Raw genomic sequence first — 24,365 nt, forward strand, 5'->3', positions numbered from 1 at the left:
GCGCCCCGACGCCCGCGCCGGACGCCCCCTTCGCCGCGCCCGTCTCCGCGCTGGAGCAGCGCATCGCCGAGGTCTGGGCGCGTGTGCTCGACGTGCCGCGCGTGGGCCTGCACGCGCACTTCTTCGAGGACCTGGGCGGAGGCTCGCTCCTGGTGGTGAAGGCCAGCACGCAGCTGCGCGAGGCCCTGGGCCGGGACGTCCCCGTCACCCACCTCTTCGAGCACCCCACCGTCGCGAAGCTCGCCGCGAGGCTGGAGCGCGACGTGCCTCCGCCCCCCGGCCCCACGGCCGCGCCCCAGGCACCGCGTGAAGGTCCTGGAGGGAACTCCGGCGACATCGCCATCATCGGCATGGCGGGACGCTTCCCGGGCGCTCCGGACGTGCACGCCTTCTGGCGCAACCTGCGCGACGGCGTGGAGTCCATCACCCGCTTCTCGCACGAGGAACTGGAGCCGTCGCCGCTGTTCCCGGACGCGCTGAGGAGTCACCCCGACTTCGTCCCCGCCGGCGGCGTGCTGGAGGACGCGGACACGTTCGACGCGGCCTTCTTCGGCCTGTCCCCGCGCGAGGCGCAGTGGATGGATCCGCAGCAGCGCCTGTTCCTCCAGTGCGCGTGGAACGCCCTGGAGGACGCGGGCTACGACGCGGAGCGCATCGCCGCGCCCGTCTCGCTGTACGCGGGCGCGGGCAGCTCCAGCGTGCACCTGCTGTCGCTGCTGGGTCAGACGCGCAAGGACCCGGCCTCGCTGTTCGAGGCGCTGGGGACGACCAGCGGCGAGAACGTGGCCACCAAGACGGCCTACAAGCTGAAGCTCGGCGGCGAGAGCCTCAACGTCTACACGGCCTGCTCCACCGGGCTCGTCACGGTGCACCTGGCCTGCCAGTCCCTGCGCACCGGGCAGTCGGACCTGGCGCTGGCGGGCGCGGTGAAGGTGTCGCTGCCGCAGCGCACGGGCTACCTCTTCCAGGAGGGGATGATCCTCTCCCCGGACGGCCACTGCCGCGCGTTCGACGCGAAGGCGCGGGGCACCGTGCTGGGCAGCGGCCTGGGCGTCGTCGTGCTCAAGCGGCTCTCCGACGCCGTGCGCGACGGGGACCGGGTGTACGCGGTCATCAAGGGCTCCGCGCTCAACAACGACGCAGCGGCGAAGGTCAGCTACACCGCGCCCAGCATCCAGGGGCAGAGCGAGGTCATCGCGCGGGCGCTCGCGGCGTCGGGCGTGGACGCGGACAGCGTGGAGTACGTGGAGGCGCACGGCACCGGGACCGCGCTGGGCGACCCCATCGAGGTGGCCGCCCTCACGCGCGCCTACCGCGCGCACACGCAGCGCACGGGGTACTGCGCGCTGGGCTCGGTGAAGACGAACATCGGGCACCTGGACACGGCGGCGGGTATCGCGGGCCTCATCAAGGCCGTGCTCGCGCTGCATCACGGCGAGCTGCCGCCCAGCCTCCACTTCCAGCAGCCCAACCCGGAGATCGACTTCGCGCGCAGCCCCTTCTTCGTGAACACCGCCCTGCGGCCGTGGGAGCGCAACGGACGGCCCCGCCGGGCCGCCGTCAGCTCGTTCGGCATCGGAGGCACCAACGCGCACGTCGTGCTGGAGGAGGCGCCTTCGCAGCAGCCTGCCAACGGCACCCACCGTTCGCGGCAGCTCGTCACGCTGTCCGCCCGCACGCCCGGCGCGCTGGAGACGGTGGCGCGAGAGCTGGCAGACCACGTGGAGGTCCGCGCGAACGTGGACCTGGCGGACGTGGCCTTCACGCGCAACGCGGGCCGCAAGGGCTTCGAGGTGCGCCGCACGGTCGTCGCGGAGGACGTCACCGGACTCGTGGAGGCCCTGCGCAAGCCGGGCCCCACGTTCACCGTGAGCGACGTGGACGCCCCGCCCGCGCACCGCGTGGCCTTCCTCTTCCCGGGTCAGGGCGCCCAGGCCGTGCGCATGGCGCGCGAGCTGTTCGACGCCGAGCCGCGCTTCCGCGACGCGCTGGAGTCCTGCCTCGCGCTGCTCCCTTCCGTGGGATTGACGCAGGACCTGCGGTCCGTGCTGTTCCCCGCCGCCGGTGAAGAGGCCCGCGCGCAGGCGGCCCTCTCCGAGCCCCGCTACGCCCTGCCCGCACTGCTGGCCGTGGAGGTGGCGCTGGCGCGCTGGTGGATGGCGCTGGGGTTCAAGCCCGGCGCGCTGCTGGGGCACAGCTTCGGCGAGTACGCGGCGGCGCACCTGGCCGGGGTGATGTCGCTGGAGGACGCGCTCCGGCTCGCGGTGGTTCGCGGCGAGCTGATGACGCGGCTGCCTCCGGGCGGAATGCTCGCGGTGGGGCTGTCCCCGGAGGACGTGGCGCCGCTGCTCCCCGCCGCGCTGGAGGTGGCCGCGCACAACGGCGCGGACCGGTGCACGGTGTCCGGGCCGCTGGAGCCGCTGGCCGCGCTGGAGCGGACGCTCGCGGGCCGGAAGGTCGGCGTGATGCGCCTCGCCGCGTCGCATGCGTTCCACTCGCGCGCCGTGGAGCCGCTGATGCCCGAGCTGGAGCGGGCCGTGTCGGCCATCCCGCTGAAGGCCCCTGCCCTGCCCTACGTGTCCAGCCTCTCCGGGACGTGGATCCTCCCGGAGGAGGCCACGTCGCCGCGCTACTGGGCACGGCAGATGCGCGAGCCGGTGCGCTTCGCCACGGGCCTGGACACGCTGCTGCACTCAGGCCACGGGCTGCTCATCGAGGCCGGTCCGGATCAGGGCCTCACGGCGCTCGCGAAGCTGAAGCTGCGCGCGGTGCAGGACACCGTGGCCGTGCCGTCGCTGCGCCGCTCGGGCACGTCCACGTCCGACCTCCAGACGCTGCTGGAGTCCATGGGCACGCTGTGGCGGATGGGCGCGAAGGTGGACTGGGACGTGCTGCACGCCCACGGCCCGCGCCGTCGTATTTCGCTGCCGGGCTACCCGTTCGAGGCCGCGCGCGTCCGCGTGGACGTCCGGCCCGCGCTGCCCCTGCCGGAAGCGCCGGCCGTGGCGGTGGCGCCCGCGATGGCACAGGCGCCCGTGGTGCCCCCGGTGCCCGTGGCGCTGTCCGCGCCGTCCAACCTCAGTGACATCGAGCTGAAGCTGACGGAGCTGTGGCGCGAGCGGCTGGGCCTCACGGACATCGGCCTGGACGACAACTTCCTCGACCTGGGCGGAAACTCGCTGATGGCGGCGCAGCTGCTCACGCGGCTGCGCGAGACGTTCCGCACGCAGGTGCCGCTGAGCGACCTGTTCGAGGCCCCGACCATCGCGGGCCTCGCCGAGCGCATCGAGGCCCGGCTCCTGGCGGAGGGACGCTCCGTCACGGAGGAGGCACAAGGCCCGGGGACGGCCATCCAGCCCTGGCCCCGCACGGGCGAGCTGCCCCTGTCCTACGTGCAGGAGCGCGTCTGGGAGATGGAGGCGCGCGAGCCGGGCAGCTCGCTGTTCAACGAGCCGCTGGCGGTCCGCATCTCCGGAGCGCTGCGGCCGGACCTGCTGGAGCGCGGCGTCAACGAGGTCATCCGCCGCCACGAATCGCTGCGCACGGTCTTCGTCCAGGAGGACGGCCGGGGCGTGCCGCGCCTGCTGCCGGAGGTGCGCGTGTCGCTGCCGGTGGTGGACCTGCGCGGTTTCGCCGGGGACCGCGAGGCGGAGGCCCTGCGGCTCGCACGCATCGAGCCCGCGGCGCCGTTCGCGCTGGACCGGGGCCCGCTCGTGCGCGTGCGCCTGCTGCGGCTGGCGGACACGGAGCACGTGCTGCTCGTGACCATCCACCACATCGTCGCGGACACGCTGTCGCTGGTGAACCTCATCCGCGAGGCCGTGGCGCTCTACACCGGCTTCGTGCACGGCGTGCCCGTGCCGCTGCCGGAGCTGTCCATCCAGTACCTCGACTTCGCGCTCTGGCAGCGGCAGGCGCTGGCCGACGGCACGCTCGCGGATCAGCAGGCGTACTGGCGGATGAAGCTGGCCGGACGTCCGGGGGCGCTGCCCCTGCCGCTGGACCGGCCTCGCGTCCCGGGTGCGAAGCGGCGGGGCGCGCGGCACTCGTTCGCCTTCCCGCCGGAGCTGGGCGTCGCGCTGAACGCGTTCAGCCAGCGCGAAGGGCTCACCGCGTACATGACGCTGCTCGCCGGCTTCACGGCGCTCCTGGCCCGGTGCTCGGGACAGGAGGACATCGTCGTGGGCACGTCCATCGGCAACCGGACGCGCCCGGAGCTGGAGCCGCAGATCGGCTACGTGGCGCACGCGCTGGCGCTGCGCACGAACGTGGACGGCGACCCGGACTTCCGCACGCTGGCTCTGCGCGTGCGGGACACGACGCTCGCGGCGTTCGCGAACCCGGATGTGCCCTATGAGCAGTTGCTGGGAGAGCTGGAGCCCGGCGAGGAAGCGTCGCTGGGCCGGCTCTTCGACGCCATCTTCCTCCTGCACGCGCAGGGGGTGTCCGCGCCCATCGTGGAGTTCCCCGGTCTGCGGCTGGGCTACTTCGACGTCACCGGTCTGCCCGCGCAGTACGGCACGTCGCTGGCGGACCTCACGCTGCTGATGCGGGAGGATGCCCACGGCTTCTCCGGGACGCTGGAGTACGCCGTCGACCTGTTCGACGCGGACACCATCGTGCGGCTGCTGTCCCAGCTGGAGGCGCTGCTCTCCGACGCCATCGCGTCGCCTCAGAAGCCGCTGTCGCGGCTGTCGCTGGACGTGATGCCCGCACGAGCCCGGAGCCCGGAGCCCCGTGTGGCGGACGCCGCGTCGGTGCCCGCGATGCTGGAGGCCCGCGCGGAGCAGACGCCGGACGCGGTGGCAGTGCGCCAGGACGGTGAGGTCCTGACGTGGCGGACGTTGCGCCAGAAGGCCCTGTCCCTCGCGGGACGGTTGAAGGCACACGGTGTGGGGCCGGGTGTCCCGGTCGCCGTGTGCGTGGATGCATCCCCCGAGCGTGCGGTCGCGCTGTGGGGTGTGCTCGCGGCGGGAGGCGCGTATGCGCTGGTGTCGCGCGATGGGCTCGGGGAGCTGTCGTCGCTGGGGAACGACGGAGCACCGCCCGTGCTCGTCACCTCCGGTGCGCTCCCGCTTCCTCCCGGAGTGACGGGCCCCGTCGTTCGACTCGATGGCGCGGATGCGGCCCGGGACCTGGCTTCGGGTGTACCGGCTCGCGTGGACGTGGAGGGCCTTGCGTGCCTCGCGCGTGAAGGGACGGGGGCCTCACGCCCCCGAGTGATGTTGAGCCACCGCAACCTCGTCCACCGTCTGGCCGCGCTGGATGCGCGCGTGGATGCGCGGCCCGGAGAGTCGTGGCTGAGCACGTCGGACGGCATCACCGACCCGGCGGACCTGGAGCTGCTCTGGGCCCTGTCCCGAGGGCTTCCGGTGGTGCTGCCGCCCCGGTCCATCCCCCAGCCCTCCGTGCGGCGGGAGGGCGCCGCGTCGAAGCGATCGCTGGACTTCAGCCTCTTCTACTTCGCCAACGACGCGGAGGCGTCAGGGCGGAAGAAATACCAGCTGCTCATCGACGGCGCGAAGTTCGCGGACACCCACGGCTTCAGCGCCATCTGGACGCCCGAGCGCCACTTCCATGACTTCGGAGGCCCCTACCCCAGCCCTACCGCGACCAGCGCCGCGCTCGCCATGGTCACCGACCGGGTGTCCCTGCGCGCGGGCAGCGTCGTCCTGCCGCTCCATGATCCGCTGAGGGTCGCGGAGGAGTGGTCCGTCATCGACAACCTCTCCAACGGCCGCGCGGGCGTGTCCTTCGCCACCGGCTGGAATGCGAACGACTTCGTCTTCGCACCTCAGAACTTCCACCAGCGTCCGGAGGCCGTGCGGCGCGGCGTGGAGGAGGTGCGCACGCTGTGGAAGGGCGGCACCGTGCGCCGCACGAACGGCGCGGGCGTGGAGGTGGACATCGCCATCCGGCCCCGCCCCGTGCAGGCGGAGCTGCCGCTGTGGATCACCGCCGCGTTCAACCCGGAGACGTTCCGGATGGCGGGCGAGCTGGGCGCGGGCCTGCTCACCAACGTGCTGGGCCTGGGCCAGGACTTCGTGGAGCTGGAGCGCAAGGTCGCCATCTACCGCGAGGCCCGACGCAAGGCGGGCCATCCCGGCCGGGGCCACGTCGTGCTCATGCTCCACACCTTCGTGTCCTCCAGCCGCGAGGACGTGAAGCACCAGGCGCGGGAGCCGCTGACGCGCTACTTCCGCAGCTCCGTGGAGCTGATCAACGGCCTTGTCGCCAGTCAGGGTCCGGGCTTCGACGTGCGCTCGCTCACGCCGCAGGACATGGAGGCCCTCCTGCAACAGGGTGTGTCGCGCTACCTCGATGCGGGCGGCCTCTTCGGCACCCCGGATTCGCTTCGCGCGCGCATCGACCAGCTGCGCCAGGCCGACGTGGACGAGGTGGCCTGCCTCATCGACTTCGGCATCGCCCCCGACATCACGATGGAAGGCCTGCGGCACCTGGACGTGCTGCGCCAGCAGAGCCAGGAACACGCCCTGCCCCGTCCGGTCCCCACGACCGTCGAAGGCGACAGCGCCGGGATGCTCGCGAACCTCCTGCGCACGAGCCCGCCGGCGCACCTGCGCGCCTCCGTCGCGGTCGCTAGGGCGCTCGCGGAGCTGCCGGACGCCGCCGCCGTGCTGGGGCCAGTTCGCACGCTGGTGCTGGACGACTCGGAGGGCCTGCCGTCGGACCTCGCCCGGACGCTCCAGCGCGCGACCTCCGCGCGGATCGTGTCTCCCGCGCCGTTGCTGCCGGAGCCGCACGAGACCACCGCGCCTGGAACACGCTTCGTGCTGGATGTCTCCGGCCGCCGCGCTCCGGTGGGCGTGGTGGGTGAACTGTTCCTGGGTGGTGACGCCGTGCCGCTCGGCTTCTGGAAGGCGCCGGAGCTGAACCAGTCACGCCTGCGCGTCTCCCCCGAGGGGACGGGCGCACGCGTCTACGGCACGGGCGCACGCGCCCGCTACCGCGCCGACAGCGAAGTGGAGCTGCTCACGCCCTCACGGCGTACGCCCGCGCAGCCACCCGGCCCGGGCACCCGGACCGTGTCCTCGCCGGACACCTCGAACCTCACGGCACATTCGGCGGCCTCCGCGCGAACCGCCGCGCGGACAGGCGCCGTGCCCCAACCGGACACCGCGGCCTCGAACCTCATGGCACGTTCGGATGCCGCCGCGAGGACGGGCGTCGTGCCCCAGCCTGGAGCCGCGACAGGCGCGCTCCCGATGGGAGCACCCACGCGCACGCAGCCTCGCGCGGCGACACCGGCCACGCCTGACGTCCAGGTCATCCAGCGCGTGCCCCGCACGGGGAACCTGCCGCTGTCCTTCGCGCAGCAGCGGCTGTGGTTCCTGGACCAGTACGAGCCCGGCAGCGCGCTCTACAACATCCCCTCCGCCATGCGCCTGGAGGGCACGCTGGACGTGTCCGCGCTGGGCCGCGCCTTCGCGGAGGTGATGCAGCGCCACGAAGCCCTGCACACCGTCTTCCGCGTCCAGGACGGCGACGCCATCCAGGTCATCGCCCCGTCCGCGAACGCCGCGCTGGAGGTCGAGGACCTGCGCGACTGGCCCGCCGCCGAGCGCGAAGCCGAAGCCCTGCTCCGCGCCCGGGAGGAGGCCCGCACCGCGTTCGACCTGTCGCGCGGTCCGCTCCTGCGCACGCGCCTGCTGCGCCTCGCGGACACCGAACACCTGCTGCTCGTGACGATGCACCACATCGTCTCCGACGGCTGGTCCATCGGCGTGCTCATCCGTGAGGTCGTCACGCTCTATGAGGCCTTCACCGCCGGCCGGCCCGCGACGCTGCCGGAGCTGCCCATCCAGTACGCCGACTACGCCGTGTGGCAGCGCGACTGGCTCCAGGGCGCGGTGCTGGACAAGCAGCTGGCGTACTGGCGCAAGCAGTTGGAAGGCGCGCCGCCCGCGCTGGAATTGCTCACCGACCATCCGCGCACCGCGGACACGTCCAACCCCGGCGCCACGCACCGGGTGGTGTTCCCGCACGCGCTGATGCAGGGCCTGCGCGCCCTGTGCCGCCGCGAGAAGGGCACCCTCTTCATGGGCCTGCTCGCGGGCCTCCAGGCGCTCCTGTCCCGCTACACCGGCCAGGACGACCTCAGCGTGGGCGCGCCCATCGCCGGCCGCAACCAGCCGCAGACCGAAGGGCTCATCGGCTTCTTCGTCAACACGCTGGTGCTGCGCACGCAGCTCGACGGCGACCCGACCTTCGTGGAGCTGCTGCGCCGCGTGAAGGGCGTGACGCTGGGCGCCTACGCGCACCAGGACGTGCCCTTCGAGAAGCTGGTGGAGGTCCTGCAACCGTCACGGCAGGGCGGCCAGACGCCCTTCTTCCAGGTAACGCTGGTGCTGCTCAACACGCCGATGCCGGAGCTCACCGGCCCGGGCCTCACCTTCCGCCCGGTGGACGTGGACAGCGGCACGTCCAAGTTCGACTTCACCCTCGTGTTCACGGAGACGCCGCGCGGTCTCCAGACCGCCTTCGAGTACCGCAGCGACCTCTTCGAGCCCGCCACCGCGAAGCGGATGATGGAGCACCTCCAGGTCCTCCTGGAGGACGCGGTCGCGCACCCGGAGCGCCGCCTGTCCCAGCTGGAGCTGCTCACCGCCGCCGAGCGCCAGCGGATCCTCGTGGACTGGAGCACCACGCCGTTCGACGGTCCGCCCGAGCCCCTGGTGCATGACTCCTTCGAGGCCCAGGCCCGCCGCACACCCGGCGCGGTGGCAGCCCTCTTCGAAGGCCAGGCCCTCACGTACGCGGAGCTGGACCGCCGCTCCAACCAGCTCGCGTGGCACCTGCGTGAGCGCGGCGTGCGTCCGGGAGACCGGCTCGCGCTGTGCCTGGAGCGCTCGCTGGAGATGGTGGTGAGCGTGCTGGCCGTGCTCAAGGCGGGCGCGGCCTTCGTCCCCATGGATCCGGCCTACCCCGCTGAACGCCTCGCCTTCATGCTGGAGGACGCGGGCGCGAACCTCGTCGTCACGCAGGGGCGGCTCGTCTCGCTCCTCCCCGCGACCGGCGCGCACGTGGTGTGCGTGGACACGGAGCAGGCCACCTTCGACCGGCTGCCGCCGCAAGCCCCGCCGCGCGCGGTGTGGCCGGACTCGCTCGCCTACATCATCTACACGTCCGGCAGCACGGGGCGTCCCAAGGGCATCGCGGTGGCGCACCGCACGCTGTCCTGGGTGGTGGCTTGGACGCGTCAGCGCTCGCCCAAGGTGGACGCCATCACGTTGCAGTTCGCGTCGCTCAACTTCGACATCTCGTACCAGGAGATGTTCACGTCCTGGTCCGTGGGCAGCTCCGTCGTGATTCCCACGTCGGAGACGCGGCAGGACATGCCCGCGCTGCTCGCGTTCATGGCCCGCCACGGCGTGGAGCGGCTGTTCCTGCCGTTCATCGCGCTCCAGAGCATGGCGGATGCCGTGGCCCACGGCGCGCCCGTGCCGGAGCGGCTGGTGGAGGTCGTCACGGCCGGCGAGCAACTCCAGGTGACGCCCGCGCTCGTGGCCCTCTTCGAGCGGCTGCCACACAGCATCCTGGAGAACCAGTACGGTCCCTCCGAGGCACACGTCGTCAGCGCCTACCGCCTGCGCGGTCCGCCGCGCTCGTGGGAGCGGCTGCCCCCGGTGGGCATGCCCGTGCCCGCCACGCGGCTCTACATCGTGGACCCCACCGGCCGCCCCTGCCCCATCGGCGTGCCCGGAGAGGTGATGGTCGGCGGCGGACAGGTGGCGCTCGGCTACCACGCGCGTCCGGAGCTCACCGCGGAGAAGTTCGTCCCCGACCATCTCTCCGGTGAAGCGGGCGCGCGGCTGTACCGCACGGGAGACCGGGCCCGCTGGCGCGCGGACGGCGCCATCGAGTTCTTCGGCCGGCTCGACGGCCAGGTGAAGGTGCGCGGCTTCCGCATCGAGCTGGGTGAAGTGGAAGCCGCCCTGCGCGACGCCCCGGGCGTGCGCGCGGCGGCGGCGATGGTGCGCGAGGACGTGCCCGGCGACAAACGGCTGGTGGGCTACGTGGTGCTCCAGCCGGACACGGCCTGGGAGCCGGAGGCCTTGCGCCGCAACCTCGCGAGCCGCCTGCCGGAGTACATGCTGCCCACCGCGCTGATGCGGCTGGACGCGCTGCCGGTGATGCCCACGGGCAAGCTGGTGCGGCGCCTGTTGCCCGCGCCGGACGTGGACAGCCTGCGGGGCGTGGCGCCGCTCGTCACGCCGCGCAACGCGCTGGAGCAGCTGCTCGCGGACATCTTCGCGCAGGTGCTGGGCCTGGCCCACGTCGGCATCACCGACAGCTTCTTCGACCTGGGCGGCCACTCGCTGCTGGCCACGCAGGTGACGTCGCGCCTGCGCACCCAGCTGGGCGTGGAGGTGCGGCTGCGCGAGGTGTTCGACGCGCCCACGGTGGAGTCGCTCGCCCGCCGCATCGAGGGCCGCGTGCCCGAAGCGGAGCGCAGGCCCCGTCCGCCCGCCATCACCGCGAGGCCCGGCGTCACGTCCGCGGAGCTGTCCTTCGCGCAGCAGCGGCTGTGGTTCCTGGACCAGTACCAGCCCGGCAGCGCGCTCTACAACATGCCCGCCGCGCTGAGCCTGGAGGGCACGCTGGACGTCGCCGCACTCACCGACGCCTTCACGGAGTTGGTGCGCCGCCACCAGGTGCTGCGCACGACGTTCCAGGTCATCGACGGCACCGCCGCCCAGGTCTTCGCGCCCGCCGCGCCCTGGACGCTGCCCGTCGAGTCGCTGGAGCACCTGCCGGAGGAGGAGCGCGATGAGGCCGCGGGTCAGCTCGCGAAGGACGAAGCGCGCCAGCCCTTCGACCTGTCGCGGGGACCGCTGCTGCGCACGCGCCTCTTGCGGCTGGCGGAGCACGAGCACCTGCTGCTCGTGACGATGCACCACATCATCTCCGACGGCTGGTCCATCGCCGTGCTCATCCACGAGATGGTCGCGCTGTACGAGGCGCGGCTCGCGGGCCGGGCCTCGCCGCTGCCGGAGCTGCCCATCCAGTACGCGGACTACTCCGCCTGGCAGCGCGAATGGCTGCGCGGCGAGGTGCTGGACGCCCAGGTCGACTACTGGCGCAAGCAGCTGGAGGACGCCCCGCCCGCGCTGGAGCTGCCCACGGACCACCCGCGCACGGCGGACTCCCAGAACCCGGGCACGTGGCTGGAGGTGGAGCTGTCCCCCGAGCGCGTGCAGGCCCTGAAGACGCTCTGCCAGAAGGAAGGCGCCACGCTGTTCATGGGCCTGCTCGCGGGGCTCCAGGCGCTCCTCGCGCGCTACTCCGGTCAGGACGACATCTGCGTGGGCGCCCCTGTCGCGGGCCGCACGCAGTCGGAGACGGAGGGCCTGGTGGGCTTCTTCGTCAACACGCTGGTGATGCGGACGCGGCTGGATGGGGACCCGTCGTTCCGGGAGCTCTTGGGCCGTGTGAAGGACGTCACGCTGGGCGCGTTCGCGCACCAGGACGTGCCCTTCGAGAAGCTGGTGGAGGTGCTCCAGCCGCCGCGCATGCCTGAGCGCACGCCGTTCTTCCAGGTGGCGCTGGTGATGCTCAACACGCCCTCGGCGGAGCTCACCGTGCCCGGCATCCAGATGAAGCTGCTCGAGCTGGACAGCGGCACCGCGAAGTTCGACTTCACCTTCACGCTGAGCGAGTCCCCCCAGGGCATTCGCGGCGCGCTGGAGTACCGCACCGACCTGTACGAAGCGGCCACGGCCGAGCGGCTGGTGGGCCACCTGCAAGCGCTGCTCGACGGCGCGGTGGCCCGGCCCGACGCGCGCCTGTCCACGCTGTCGCTCTTGTCTCAGGCGGAGCGGCGGCAGGTGCTGGTGGACTGGAACACCCGTCCGGGCATTCACGCGGACGCGACGGTCCACGGCCGCGTGGAGGCCCAGGCCGCGCGCACGCCGGACGCGGTGGCGGTGACGTTCGAAGGCCAGCGGCTCACGTACGCGCAGCTGGAGCGCCGGGCCAACCAGGTCGCCCACCGGCTGCTCGAATCGGGCGTGCGCACCGGGGACCGCGTGGGGCTGTGCGTGGAGCGCTCGCTGGAGATGGCGGTGGGCGTGCTCGCCATCCTGAAGGCGGGCGCGGCCTACGTGCCGCTGGACCCCACCTACCCCGCGGAGCGGCTGGCGCTGATGCGCGAGGACGCGGGCATCCGCGCGGTGCTGACGCAGGCGCACCTGGACACGCAGGCGCCCGGCGTCGCGGCGGTGCGGCTGGACACGGAGGCCGCGCTGCTCGCGCGCCTGCCGGAGTCGTCCCCGCGCGTGGCCGTACCGATGGAGTCGCCCTGCTACCTCATCTACACATCGGGCAGCACCGGCAAGCCCAAGGGCGTGGCGATGTCGCACGGCGCGCTGGCGCACCTGCTGGCGTGGCAGTGCCAGCGCTCGGTGAAGCCAGACGCCACGACGTTGCAGTTCGCCGCGCTGAGCTTCGACGTGTCGTTCCAGGAGATGCTGTCCACCTGGAGCGCGGGCGGCACGCTGGTGGTGCCCACGGCGGCGGTGCGCCGGGACATGCCCGCGCTCCTGCGCCTCATGGCGGACGCGGGCGTGGAGCGGCTGTTCCTGCCCTTCGTCGCGCTCCAGTCGCTCGCGGACGCCGTGGAGCACGGCGCCCCGCTGCCGGAGCGCCTGCGCGAGGTCATCACCGCGGGTGAGCAGTTGCAGGTGACGCCCACGCTGGTGTCCTTCTTCGAGCGGCTGCCGGACTGCGTGCTGGAGAACCAGTACGGCCCCACGGAGACCCACGCCGTCAGCGCGCTCCGGCTGCAAGGCGCCCCGTCGTCGTGGGAGCGGCTGCCGTCCATCGGCGCGCCGCTGCCGGACACGCAGCTGTACGTCGTGGACGCGAGCGGCCAGCCCTGCCCCGTGGGCGTGCAGGGCGAGCTGCTCATCGGCGGCTTGCAGGTGACGCCCGGCTACCACGGGCGGCCGGAGCTGACGGCGGAGAAGCTGGTGCCCGACGCGTTCTCCACCGTGCCCGGCGCGCGGCTGTACCGCACGGGTGACCGCGCGCGCTGGCGTGCGGACGGGACGCTCGACTTCCTGGGCCGCGTCGACCACCAGGCCAAGGTGCGCGGCTTCCGCGTGGAGCCCGGAGAGGTGGAGGCCGTCCTGCGGAGCCTGCCCGGCGTGCGCGACGCGGCCGCCGTGGTGCGCGAGGACGTGGCCGGAGACAAGCGCCTCGTGGGCTACGTCGTCCTCCCGCCCGAAGCGGCGTGGGAACCGGACGCCCTGCGCCGTCAGCTCGCGAGCCGCCTGCCGGAGTACCTGGTGCCCTCCGCGCTGCTGAGGCTGGAGGCCCTGCCGCTCACGCCCAGCGGCAAGCTCGCCCGCCGGCAGCTGCCCGCGCCGGACGCGGACAGCCTGCGCGGGGAGGCCCCCTTCATCGCGCCGCGCACGCCGCTGGAGCAGACGCTGGCGGACGTGTTCGCGCAGGTGCTGCGCGTGCCCCGGCTGAGCGTGACGGATCATTTCTTCAGCCTGGGGGGCCACTCGCTGCTGGCCACGCAGGTGACGTCGCGCCTGCGCACCGCCCTGCGGCTGGAGGTGCCGCTGCGCGAGCTGTTCGAGTTCCCCACCGTGGAGGGCCTGGCCCAGCGGCTCCAGGGACGGATGTCCGCCGGGACGCGCAAGGGTCCGGCGTCCACCATCGCGCCGCGCGCCATCGAGGCGCCGGTGTCCTTCGCGCAGCAGCGGCTGTGGTTCCTGGACCAGCTCCAGCCGGGCCTGCCCGTCTACAACATGCCCGCCGCGCTGCGCGTGGAGGGCGCGCTGAACGCGGAGGCGCTCCAGCGGGCCTTCACGGAGCTGGTGGGCCGGCACCAGTCGCTGCGCACCACCTTCCGCGCGCGCGACGGCCGGCCCGTGCAGATCATCGGCCCCGCCACGGTGTTCCCGCTGACGGTGGACGACCTGCGCGGCCTGTCGCCGGAAGCGCGCGAAGAGGAGGCGCGGAAGCGGGCCCGGGACGAAGCCCGCACGCCGTTCGACCTGTCGCGCGGACCGCTCCTGCGCGCCGGGCTGCTGCGGCTCGCGGAGAAGGAGCACCTGCTGCTCGTGACGATGCACCACATCGTCTCCGACGGCTGGTCCATGGCCGTGCTGATCCGGGAGATGGGCGCGCTCTATGAAGCCTTCTCCGCCGGGCGGCCCTCGCCCCTGCCGGCTCTGCCGCTCCAGTACGCGGACTTCGCCACGTGGCAGCGCGACGGGCTCCAGGGCGAGCCCCTGGAGGAGCTGCTCGCGTACTGGCGCAAGCACCTGGAGGACGCCCCGCTGACGTCGGAGCTTCCCACCGACCGGCCGAGGACCGCGGACACGGGCCAGCCCGGCGCGCTCCTGGGGGTGTCGCTGCCCGCGAAGCTGACGAAGGACCTCACGTCGCTGTGCCAGCGGGAAGGCGCCACGCTGTTCATGGGCCTGCTCGCGGGGCTCCAGGCCGTGCTCGCGCGGCACACCGGCCAGGACGACGTCAGCGTGGGTGCCCCCATCGCGGGCCGCACCCAGGCGGAGACCGAGGGCATCATCGGCTTCTTCATCAACACGCTGGTGATGCGCACGCGGATGGACGGCGATCCGACCTTCCGCGAGCTGCTGGGCCGCGTGAAGGACGTCACGCTGGGCGCCTACGCGCACCAGGAGCTGCCCTTCGAGAAGCTGGTGGAGGCGCTGCAACCGCCCCGGCGACCGGGCCTGGCGCCGTTCTTCCAGGTGGCGCTCACGCTGCAGAACACACCGACGGTGGCGCTGGAGCTGCCCGGCGTCAGCTTCAAGCCGCTGGACACGGCCATCGGCACGTCCCGCTTCGACGTGTCGCTCACCTTCTCCGAAGGGCCCTCCGGCCTGACGGGGCTCCTGGAGTACCGCACCGACCTCTACGACGAGGCAACCGTCACGCGGCTGATGGAGCACCTGCGGCTGCTGCTGGAATCCGCCGTGGCCCAACCCGCGCGCCGGCTGTCCACGCTGTCGCTGCTCTCCGACGCCGAACGGCACCGCGTGCTGGTGGAGTGGAACGCGACGGGCGTGCCGTATCCGCGCGACACGGCCGTGCACACCCTGTTCGAAGCCCAGGCCGAGCGCACGCCGGACGCGGTAGCGGTGGAGTACCAGGGCCGCACGCTCACGTACGCGCAGCTGGACCGCCGGGCCAACCAGCTCGCGCGGCACCTGCGCGGAAGCGGCGTGAAGCCGGGAGCACGCGTGGCGCTGTTCCTGGAGCGCTCCATGGAGCAGGTCATCGCCGTGCTGGGCATCCTCAAGGCGGGCGCGGCCTACGTCCCGCTCGACACCGAGTGGCCCCTGGAGCGGCTGACCTTCCTGCTGGAAGACACCGGCGCGGCGCGGGTCCTCACCACGGAGGCACTGGGTGAGCAGCTGCCCGCCACCGCTCCGGCGCTGCTGTGGATGGACACGCAGGCCGGGCTGCTCGACACGGAACCGGGCACGGCGCTCCCGCCTTCCTCAGGGGGCGACGCGCTCGCGTACGTCCTCTACACGTCCGGTACCACCGGCCGGCCCAAGGGCGTCTGCGTCCCGCACCGGGCCATCGTCCGGCTGGTGATGGGCACGACGTTCGCCCGGTTCGGGCCGGACGAGGTCTTCCTGCAACTGGCCCCGCTGGCCTTCGACGCGTCCACCTTCGAGCTGTGGGGCTGCCTGCTGCACGGCGGACGGCTGGTGCTCGCGGATCCGAAGGCAGCCTCGATGGAGGAACTGGCCCGCACGCTGGAGGCGCACCACGTCACCACACTGTGGCTGACGTCCGCCCTCTTCGAGCAGTTGGCCGCCACACAGCCGGAGGCCCTGGCCCGCGTGCGCCAGGTGCTCGCCGGGGGCGACGTCCTGAATCCGGAGCGCGTGCGTGAGCACGTGGCCCGGGCGGGCCTGCTGGTGAACGGCTACGGCCCCACCGAGGGCACCACCTTCACCACCTGCCACGTGATGACCGACGCGAGCCAGGTGGGAGCGCCGGTGTCCATCGGGCGGCCCATCGCGAACACGCGCGTGTACGTGCTGGACGCGCTCCTGCGGCCCGTGCCGGTGGGCATCCCCGGGGAGCTGTATCTGTCCGGGGACGGCGTGGCCTGGGGCTACCTCCAGCAGCCCGCGCTCACGGCGGAGCGGTTCCTGCCGGATCCATTCGGTGAGGTGCCGGGAGCGCGCATGTACCGCTCCGGGGACCGGGTCCGCTGGAAGGCGGATGGGACGCTGCACTTCCTGGGGCGCCGCGACGCCCAGGTGAAGGTGCGCGGCTTCCGGGTGGAGCCCGGTGAAGTCGAAGCCGTGCTCCTGGGCCACGCCCTGGTGCGCGAGGCGGTGGTGCTGGCCCGTGACGACATGCCGGGAGGCCGCGCGCTGGCAGCCTACGTCGTGCCGCGCGCCATGCCGTCGGGCGGAGCCCAGTTGGACGTCGCCGGCCTCAAGACGTGGCTGCGGGAGCGGCTGCCCGCGTACCTGGTGCCTTCGGCCATCGTGGTCATGGCCGCGCTGCCCGTCACGCGCAATGGCAAGGTGGATCGCCGCGCCCTCCCCGCGCCCGTGACCTCGGGCGCGCAGGAAGGTGTCGTCCAGCCGCGCACGGACACGGAAGCCCGGCTCGCGGCGCTGTGGAACGAGCTGCTGGGAACGCAGGGCACGGGCGCGCACGACGACTTCTTCGAGCGCGGCGGCCACTCGCTGCTGGCGACGCAGTTGCTGTCGCGCATCCGCGCCACGTTCGGGGTGGAGCTGCGGCTGCAGGACCTCTTCGAGGCCCGCACGCTGGAGGCCCAGGCGGCGCGGGTGGACGGAACCCTCGCGCGCACGGTGCGGCTCCAGGCGCCGCCGCTGCGGCCGGTGCCTCGCGAAGGCAACCTGCCGCTGTCGTTCGCGCAGCAGCGGCTGTGGTTCCTGGACCAGCTCCAGCCGGGCCTGCCCGTCTACAACATGCCGGCCGCGCTGAGGCTGCACGGCGTGCTGGACCTGGCGGCGCTGGAGCGTGCCTTCACGGAGCTGGTGCACCGCCATGAATCCCTGCGCACCACGTTCGCCTCGCACGAAGGCACGCCGGTCCAGGTCATCTCTCCCCGGGCGGCCTTCCCGCTGCCGGTGGAAGACCTGCGCGGGCACTCCGGGCCGGAGCAGGAAGCGCTGGCGCGGCGGCTGGCCGAGGAGGAGGCACGTCAGCCCTTTGACCTCGCGAAGGGTCCTCTGCTGCGGGTGCGCGTGCTCCGGCTGTCGGAGCAGGAGAACGTGCTGCTCGTGACGATGCACCACATCGTCTCCGACGGCTGGTCGCTCGCCGTGCTCATCCGGGAGTCGGTGGCGCGCTACGCCGCCGCCACGGTCGCGGGCCAGCCGCTGACGTTGCCGCCGCTGCCCGTGCAGTACGCGGACTACGCGGTCTGGCAGCGCGAGTGGCTCCAGGGTGACGTGTTGCAGGCGCAGCTGGACTACTGGCGCCACCAGCTTGCGGGAGCACCCGACGCGCTGGAGCTGCCCACGGACCGGCCGCGCACCCCGGGCTCGCGTCAGCCGGGCGAAAGCTTCCATTTGTCCCTGCCCCGGAAGCTGGCGCAGGACGTGACGGCGCTCTGCCAGAAGGAAGGCGCCACACTGTTCATGGGCCTGCTCGCGGGCTTCCAGGCCGTGCTCTCCCGCTGGGCGTCCCAGGACGACGTCAGCGTGGGCGCACCCATCGCGGGCCGCACGCGCGAGGAGACCGAGGGACTCATCGGCTTCTTCGTCAACACGCTGGTGCTGCGCACGCGGCTGGACGGCAACCCGACCTTCCGCGAGCTGCTGGGCCGGGTGAAGCGCGTCACGCTGGATGCGTATGACCACCAGGACGTGCCGTTCGAGAAGCTGGTGGAGGTGCTCCAGCCCAAGCGGCAGGCGGAGCACACGCCGTTCTTCCAGGTGGCGCTGGTGATGCTCAACACGCCGTCAGCGGAGCTGTCGCTGCCGGGCCTGCGAATCGAACCGCACGCGGTGGACGCGGGCACCGCCATGTTCGACCTCTCCGTAACGCTCACGGAGAAGCCGGACGCGCTGGAGGGCTCGGTGGAGTACTGCACCGACCTCTACGACCGGAGCACGGTCGAGCGCCTCATCGGAAACCTGCGGGTCCTCCTGGAGGACGCCTGCCTCCACCCGGAGCGGCGTCTGTCGGAGCTGCCCCTGCTCACGGAGGAGGAGCGGCGCCAGGTGCTGGGCGAGTGGTCCCGGTCGCGCGCCGATGCCCCGCGAGACACGTCCGTGCACGCGCTGTTCGAGGCCCAGGCCCTTGCGACCCCGGACGCGGTGGCCGTGGAGCACGACGGGCAGGCCGTCACGTACCGGGAGCTGGATGCCCGCGCGGATGCGCTCGCCCGGAGCCTGAGGGCCCACGGAGTCACCACCGGAGCCAGGGTGGCCGTGTTCATGGAGCGCTCACACGCGCTGCCTGTCGCGGTGCTCGGCGCGCTGAAGGCGGGCACGACCTACGTGCCGCTGGATCCGTCCGCTCCGTCGGAGCGGCTCGCGTTCCAGTTGGAGGACGCAGGCGCCACGGTGCTCCTCACCGAAGCCCGGCTGCGCGACCGGCTCCCGCCGTTCCAGGGCCGCATCGTTGAAGTCGTATCCACGCTGAAGTCGTCCTCGAAGGAAGCGCCGCATCCGTCTTCCGTCGCGAGCCCGGCGGCTGTCACGGGGCTTGAGGCCGCATCCACGCTGAAGTCGTCCTCGAAGGAAGCGCCGCATCCGTCTTCCGTCGCGAGCCCGGCCGCTGTCATGGGGCTTGAGACCGCATCCACGCGGAAGTCGCCCGCGACGGAAGCACCGCATCCGTCTTCCGTCGCGAGCCCGGCGGCTGTCACGGGGCTTGAGGCCGCATCCACGTGGAAGGCGCCCGCGACGGAAGCGCCGCATCCGGATTCGGTCGCGAGCCTGGCCTCTGCTGTCCTGGCGCATGTGGCCGAGGCCACCGAGCGCCCCACCGTGGAAGCTCCGCTCCCAGACGTACCCGCAGACCTGCCCGCGTACGTCCTCTACACGTCGGGCAGTACGGGCCAGCCCAAGGGTGTGCTGGTGTCCCATCGCTCGCTCGTGAACCACGCGACGTGGATGGGCTCCACGTTCGCGCTGAAGGGGGGCGACCGGCAACTCCAGCTCGCCGCGCTGGGCTTCGACGCTTCCGCGGCGGAGCTGTTCTCCACGCTCTTGTCCGGCGCGACGCTCGTGCTCGCGCCCCCGGACGTGCCTCGCGACACCGCGATCCTGGCGGACCTGCTGTCGCGACAGCGCATCACCGTGCTCCAGGCCGTGCCCTCCGTGCTGCGCTTCCTCGCGGCGGAGCCCGCCCTGAAGCAGGCCACGCACCTGCGGTGGCTCTTCTGCGGCGGTGAAGCGCTGACGCCGGACCTGGCCACGCGGCTGCGCTCCGTCCTGCCGGCGGTCCAGCTCGTCAACGCCTACGGCCCCACGGAATCGACCATCGACGCCACGTGGTCCCCAGTCACCGACGACGCGTCCGGCGCCACGGTGCCCATCGGCCGGCCGGTGGCCAACGCCGAGGCCTACGTGCTCGACGCCTCGCTGCACCCGGTGCCCATCGGCGTCCCGGGCGAGCTGCACCTGGGCGGCGTGCCGCTGGCGCACGGCTACCTGGGCCGTCCCGCCCTCACCGCCGAGCGCTTCATCCCCCACCCCTTCGCCACCGAACCCGGCGCCCGCCTGTACCGCTCCGGAGACCGGGTCCGCTGGCTGTCCGACGGACGCCTCCAGTTCCTCGGCCGGCTCGACCAGCAGGTGAAGCTGCGGGGCCTGCGCGTCGAACCCGGCGAGGTGGAAGCCGCGCTCACGCTTCACCCCAGCGTCCGCGAAGCCGCGGTCCTCGTGCGCGAGGCCGGCTCCCACGGCCCCACGCTGGTGGCCTATGTCGCGCCCCACACCGCGCGCCCCGTGGACGCCGATGCCCTGCGCACCTTCCTCCGGCGCACCCTGCCGGAGGCCCTGGTGCCGTCGGACTTCGTCCTGCTGGAAGCCCTGCCCCTCACCACCAGCGGCAAGGTGGACCGCCGCGCCCTCCCGGCGCTCCAGACCCGGCGGCCCATCACCCCGCGCATCGCCCCGCGCACGGAGACGGAGGTCCAGCTCGCCGCCCTCTGGAACGAAGTCCTCAAGCAGGACGCGGTGAGCGCCACGGATGACTTCTTCGCCCGGGGAGGCCACTCGCTGCTCGTGGCGCAGCTGGCGTCGCGCATCCGCACGTCCTTCCAGGTGGAGCTGCCGCTCCAGCTCCTCTTCGAGGCCCGCACGCTGGAAGAACAGGCACGTCACCTGGACGCGCTCACGCAGGGCGGCGCGTCGCTCCAGGCGCCGCCGCTGCACCCCGTGCCGCGCGAGGCCCGCATGCCGCTGTCGTTCGCGCAGCAGCGGCTGTGGTTCCTCGACCAGCTGGAGCCGGGCACCTCCACGTTCAACGTCCCCATCGCCCTGCGCGTGGAGGGCGCCCTGGACGTGGGTGCGCTGGAGCACTGCTTCCAGGAAGTGGTGCGCCGTCACGAATCCCTGCGCACCGTCTTCCAGGACGGCCCGGAGGGACCGTCGCAGGTCATCCTGCCCGCGCTCACGCTGCCGCTCGAACAGGTGGACCTGAGCGCCCTGCCGCAGGACGCACGCGAGGCGGAGGCCCACCGCCTGGAGGTGGAGGAGGCACTGAGGCCCTTCGACCTGGGCAGGGGCCCCATGCTGCGCGCCCGGCTCCTGCGCCTGAGCGAAACCTCCCACCGCGTGCTGATGACCATGCACCACATCGCGTCCGACGGCTGGTCCATGGACGTGCTGGTGCGGGAGGTGAGCGCGCTCTACATCGCCCACCGGCAGGGCCGTCCCTCCCCGCTGCCTCCCCTGGCCATCCAGTACGCGGACTACGCGGTCTGGCAGCGCCAGTGGCTGCAAGGCGACCTGCTGGAGAAGCAACTGGATTACTGGCGCCACCAGCTGGCGGGAGCCCCCGCGGTGCTGGAGCTGCCGCTGGACCGTCCCCGTCCCGCCGTGCGCGCCCACCGGGGCGGCATCGTGGCGAGGACGACGGAGCCCGCCCTGATGAAGGGCCTGGAGCAGCTGGCCGTGGACCGGAGGGCCACGCTGTTCATGGCGCTGATGGCCGCATTCCAGGGACTCCTGCACCGCTACAGCGGCCAGACGGACGTGGTGGTGGGAACCGACGCGGCCAACCGCGACACCGCGGAGACCGAAGGCCTCATCGGCTTCTTCATCAACCAGCTCGTCGTGCGACTGCGCATGGACGGCAACCCCACCTTCGTGGAGCTGCTGGAGCAGGCGCGGCGCGTGTCCCTGGAGGCCTACGAACACCAGGCCCTCCCCTTCGAGGAGGTGGTGCGCGCCGTGAACCCGGAGCGCAGCCGCGCGCACGCGCCGCTGTTCCAGGTGAAGCTCATCCTCCAGAACACGCCGCACACGGCGCTGGAGCTGCCGGGCCTGCGCCTGAGCGTGGACGCCACGAACACCGCCGCCGCGAAGCTGGACCTGACGGTGTCCATGACGCCCACGCCGGAAGGACTGGTGTGCGCCTGGATGTACGACCGCGACCTCTTCGACGAGGCCACGGTCGAACACATGGCGGACCGCTTCCACGCGGTGCTCGCGAGCATCGTCTCCCACGCGGGAGCCCTGCGCCTGTCGGACTTCCCCATGCTGCCGGCGGCGGAGCGGCAGCAGCTGTTGAGGACGTTCAACGACACCGCGCTCCCGTACGCGGAGCGCTGCATCCACGCGCTCATCGCGGAGCAGGCGGCGCGGACGCCGGAGGCGCTGGCGGTGGTGGCCCCGGATGGAACGCTCACGTACGCGGCGCTGGAGCGGCGGGCGAACCAGCTGGCGCACCTGCTCCAGCAGTACGGCGTCGCGCCGGAGACGCGCGTGGGCCTGTTCGTGGAGCGGCGGGCCCATGCGCTCGTGGGACTCCTCGGCATCCTCAAGGCGGGCGGCGCCTACGTGCCGCTCGACCCCGGAGCCGCCAGTGCGCCGGAGCGGATGCGCCAGGTGCTGAAGGGCGCGGGCGTGCAGGTCATCGTCACCGACGAGGCCCTGGCGGACGAACTGCCCTCGCAGGGCGAGCTGCTGGTGAGCCTGGACGCGGATGACGGACTGCTGGACGCGCAGCCTGATGACGCGCCCGTCACCGGCGTCCTGCCGGGGCACGCGGCCTACGTCATCTACACGTCAGGCAGCACCGGCCAGCCCAAGGGCGTGGTCATCGAACACCGCCAGCTCGCGGGCTACGTGGCGGGCGTCAGCGACCGGCTGGCGCTGCCCGAAGGGATGTCCTTCGCGACGGTGTCCACGCTGGCCGCGGACCTGGGCCACACGGCGGTGTTCCCCACGCTGTGCAGGGGCGGCGCGGTGCACCTGGTGGACCGGGACACGGCGTCGGACGCGGGCAGGCTGGCGGCGTACGGCCGGACGCACGCGGTGCAGGGGTTGAAGATCGTCCCCACGCACCTGGAGGCGCTGCTCGCGGGCCAGGACGCGGCGGACCTGCTGCCGGGCCGCCGGCTGGTGCTGGGTGGAGACACGGTGTCGTGGGCGCTGGTGGAGCGGGTCCACGCGCTGTCACCGGACTGCGAGGTGTTCAACCACTACGGCCCCACGGAGACGACGGTGGGCGTGCTCGCGCAGCGGGTGGAGCGCGGCGCGAGGACACAGGGCACGCGGTCGGTGCCACTGGGCCGGCCGCTGGGCAACGTGCGCGTGTACGTGCTGGATGCGTACGGGCAGCCGGTGCCCACGGGCGTCCCGGGCGAGCTGTTCATCGGCGGCGCGACGGTGGGCCGCGGCTACCAGGGCCGACCGGACCTGACCGCGGAGCGCTTCGTGCCGGACAGCTTCGGCGCGGAAGCCGGCGCGCGGCTGTACCGGACGGGAGACCGGGTGCGGTGGCTGCACGACGGCCGCATCGAGTTCCTGGGCCGCGTGGACCACCAGCTCAAGATTCGCGGCTACCGCGTGGAGCTGGGCGAAATCGAAGCCGTGCTCGCGTGCCATCCCGCCGTGAGCGAGTGCGTGGTGGTGGCCCGCGACGACGCCGCCCAGGGCCGTCAGCTCATCGCCTACGCGGTGGGCAGGTCCGAGCAGGCGCTGGACGAAGCGGCGCTGCGGAGCCACCTGGCGAAGCTGCTGCCGGACTACATGGTGCCCTCCGCCTTCGTGGTGCTGGGCGCCCTGCCGCGCACGTCCAACGGCAAGGTGGACCGCAAGGCCCTGCCGGAGCCGTCGCGCTCCGGCGAGGACACGGGCCACGTCGCGCCGCGCACGCCCACCGAGCAGCGGCTGGCGGCGCTGTGGCAGGAGCTGCTGGGCGTGCCCCGCGTGGGCGTGCACGACAGCTTCTTCGACCTGGGCGGCCACTCGTTGCTCGCCACGCAGGTGGTGGCCCGGGCGGGCGCGCTGTTCGACGCGAGCCTCGCGGTCATCGACCTCTTCGAGGCACCGACGCTGGAGGGGCTGGCCGCGCGCATCGACGCGGGCACGAGCTCCGACTCCCCCCTGGTGGTGCTGCGCAAGGGAGGCGCCCGGACGCCCTTCTTCTGCGTACACCCGGTAGGCGGCAGCGTGCTGGGCTACCTGGAGCTCTCGCGGCGCATGGACGAGGACCAGCCCTTCTACGGCCTCCAGGTGCCCAGGGACGGCGCGGGCCCGACGGTGGAGGCCATGGCCACGCGCTACCTGCAGGCCGTGCGCGGCGTGCAGCCCACGGGCCCCTACCGGCTGGGAGGATGGTCCATGGGCGGACGCGTGGCGTACGAGATGGCGCGACAGCTCCGCCTGGAAGGCGAGACGGTGGAGCTGCTCGTCGTCATCGACGCGATGGGCGAGGAGCCCGCTCCCACGCAATCCCTCACGCCGGACGAGGCCGTGGGCCAGCGAGTGCTGGAGTTCGCGGATCACCTCACAAGGCTCGCGGACGTGCATCCCCGGGCCGCGGAGGTGCTGGGGCTGGTGGATCCGGTGGAGCTGCGTTGGGTGCTGGAGGAGACGCCCGGCGTGGACCTGGGGCTGGAGGAGGCCGCGTGCGACGAGCTGCGCGAGCTGTGGCACCGCTTCGGTGGGAACCAGGCCGCTTCGCGGGCCTACGTCCCCGGGCCGTATGACGGAAGCCTGGTGCTGCTGCGCGCGGCGGAGGGACCCGAGGCGCCGGCGGACCTGGGCTGGGGAACGCTCGTGCACGGAGGCCTGACGGTGCACACCGTGCCGGGCGACCACTTCACCCTCATCCGTCCGCCCCACGTGGACGCGCTCGCCGAACGGCTGCGCGCGCTGCTCGCCGGAAGGAACGGATAG

Annotated in this window: 1 protein-coding gene; it reads left to right on the forward strand. The window is 72.9% G+C overall.

Annotated features, from left to right (window positions below; genetic code table 11):
* On the forward strand, positions 1-24,365 hold a 24,365-nt coding region (locus tag D7W79_RS12650; protein ID WP_120525625.1), incomplete at its 5' end, for a non-ribosomal peptide synthase/polyketide synthase.

Source organism: Corallococcus exercitus, assembly GCF_003611585.1.
GTDB lineage: Bacteria > Myxococcota > Myxococcia > Myxococcales > Myxococcaceae > Corallococcus > Corallococcus exercitus.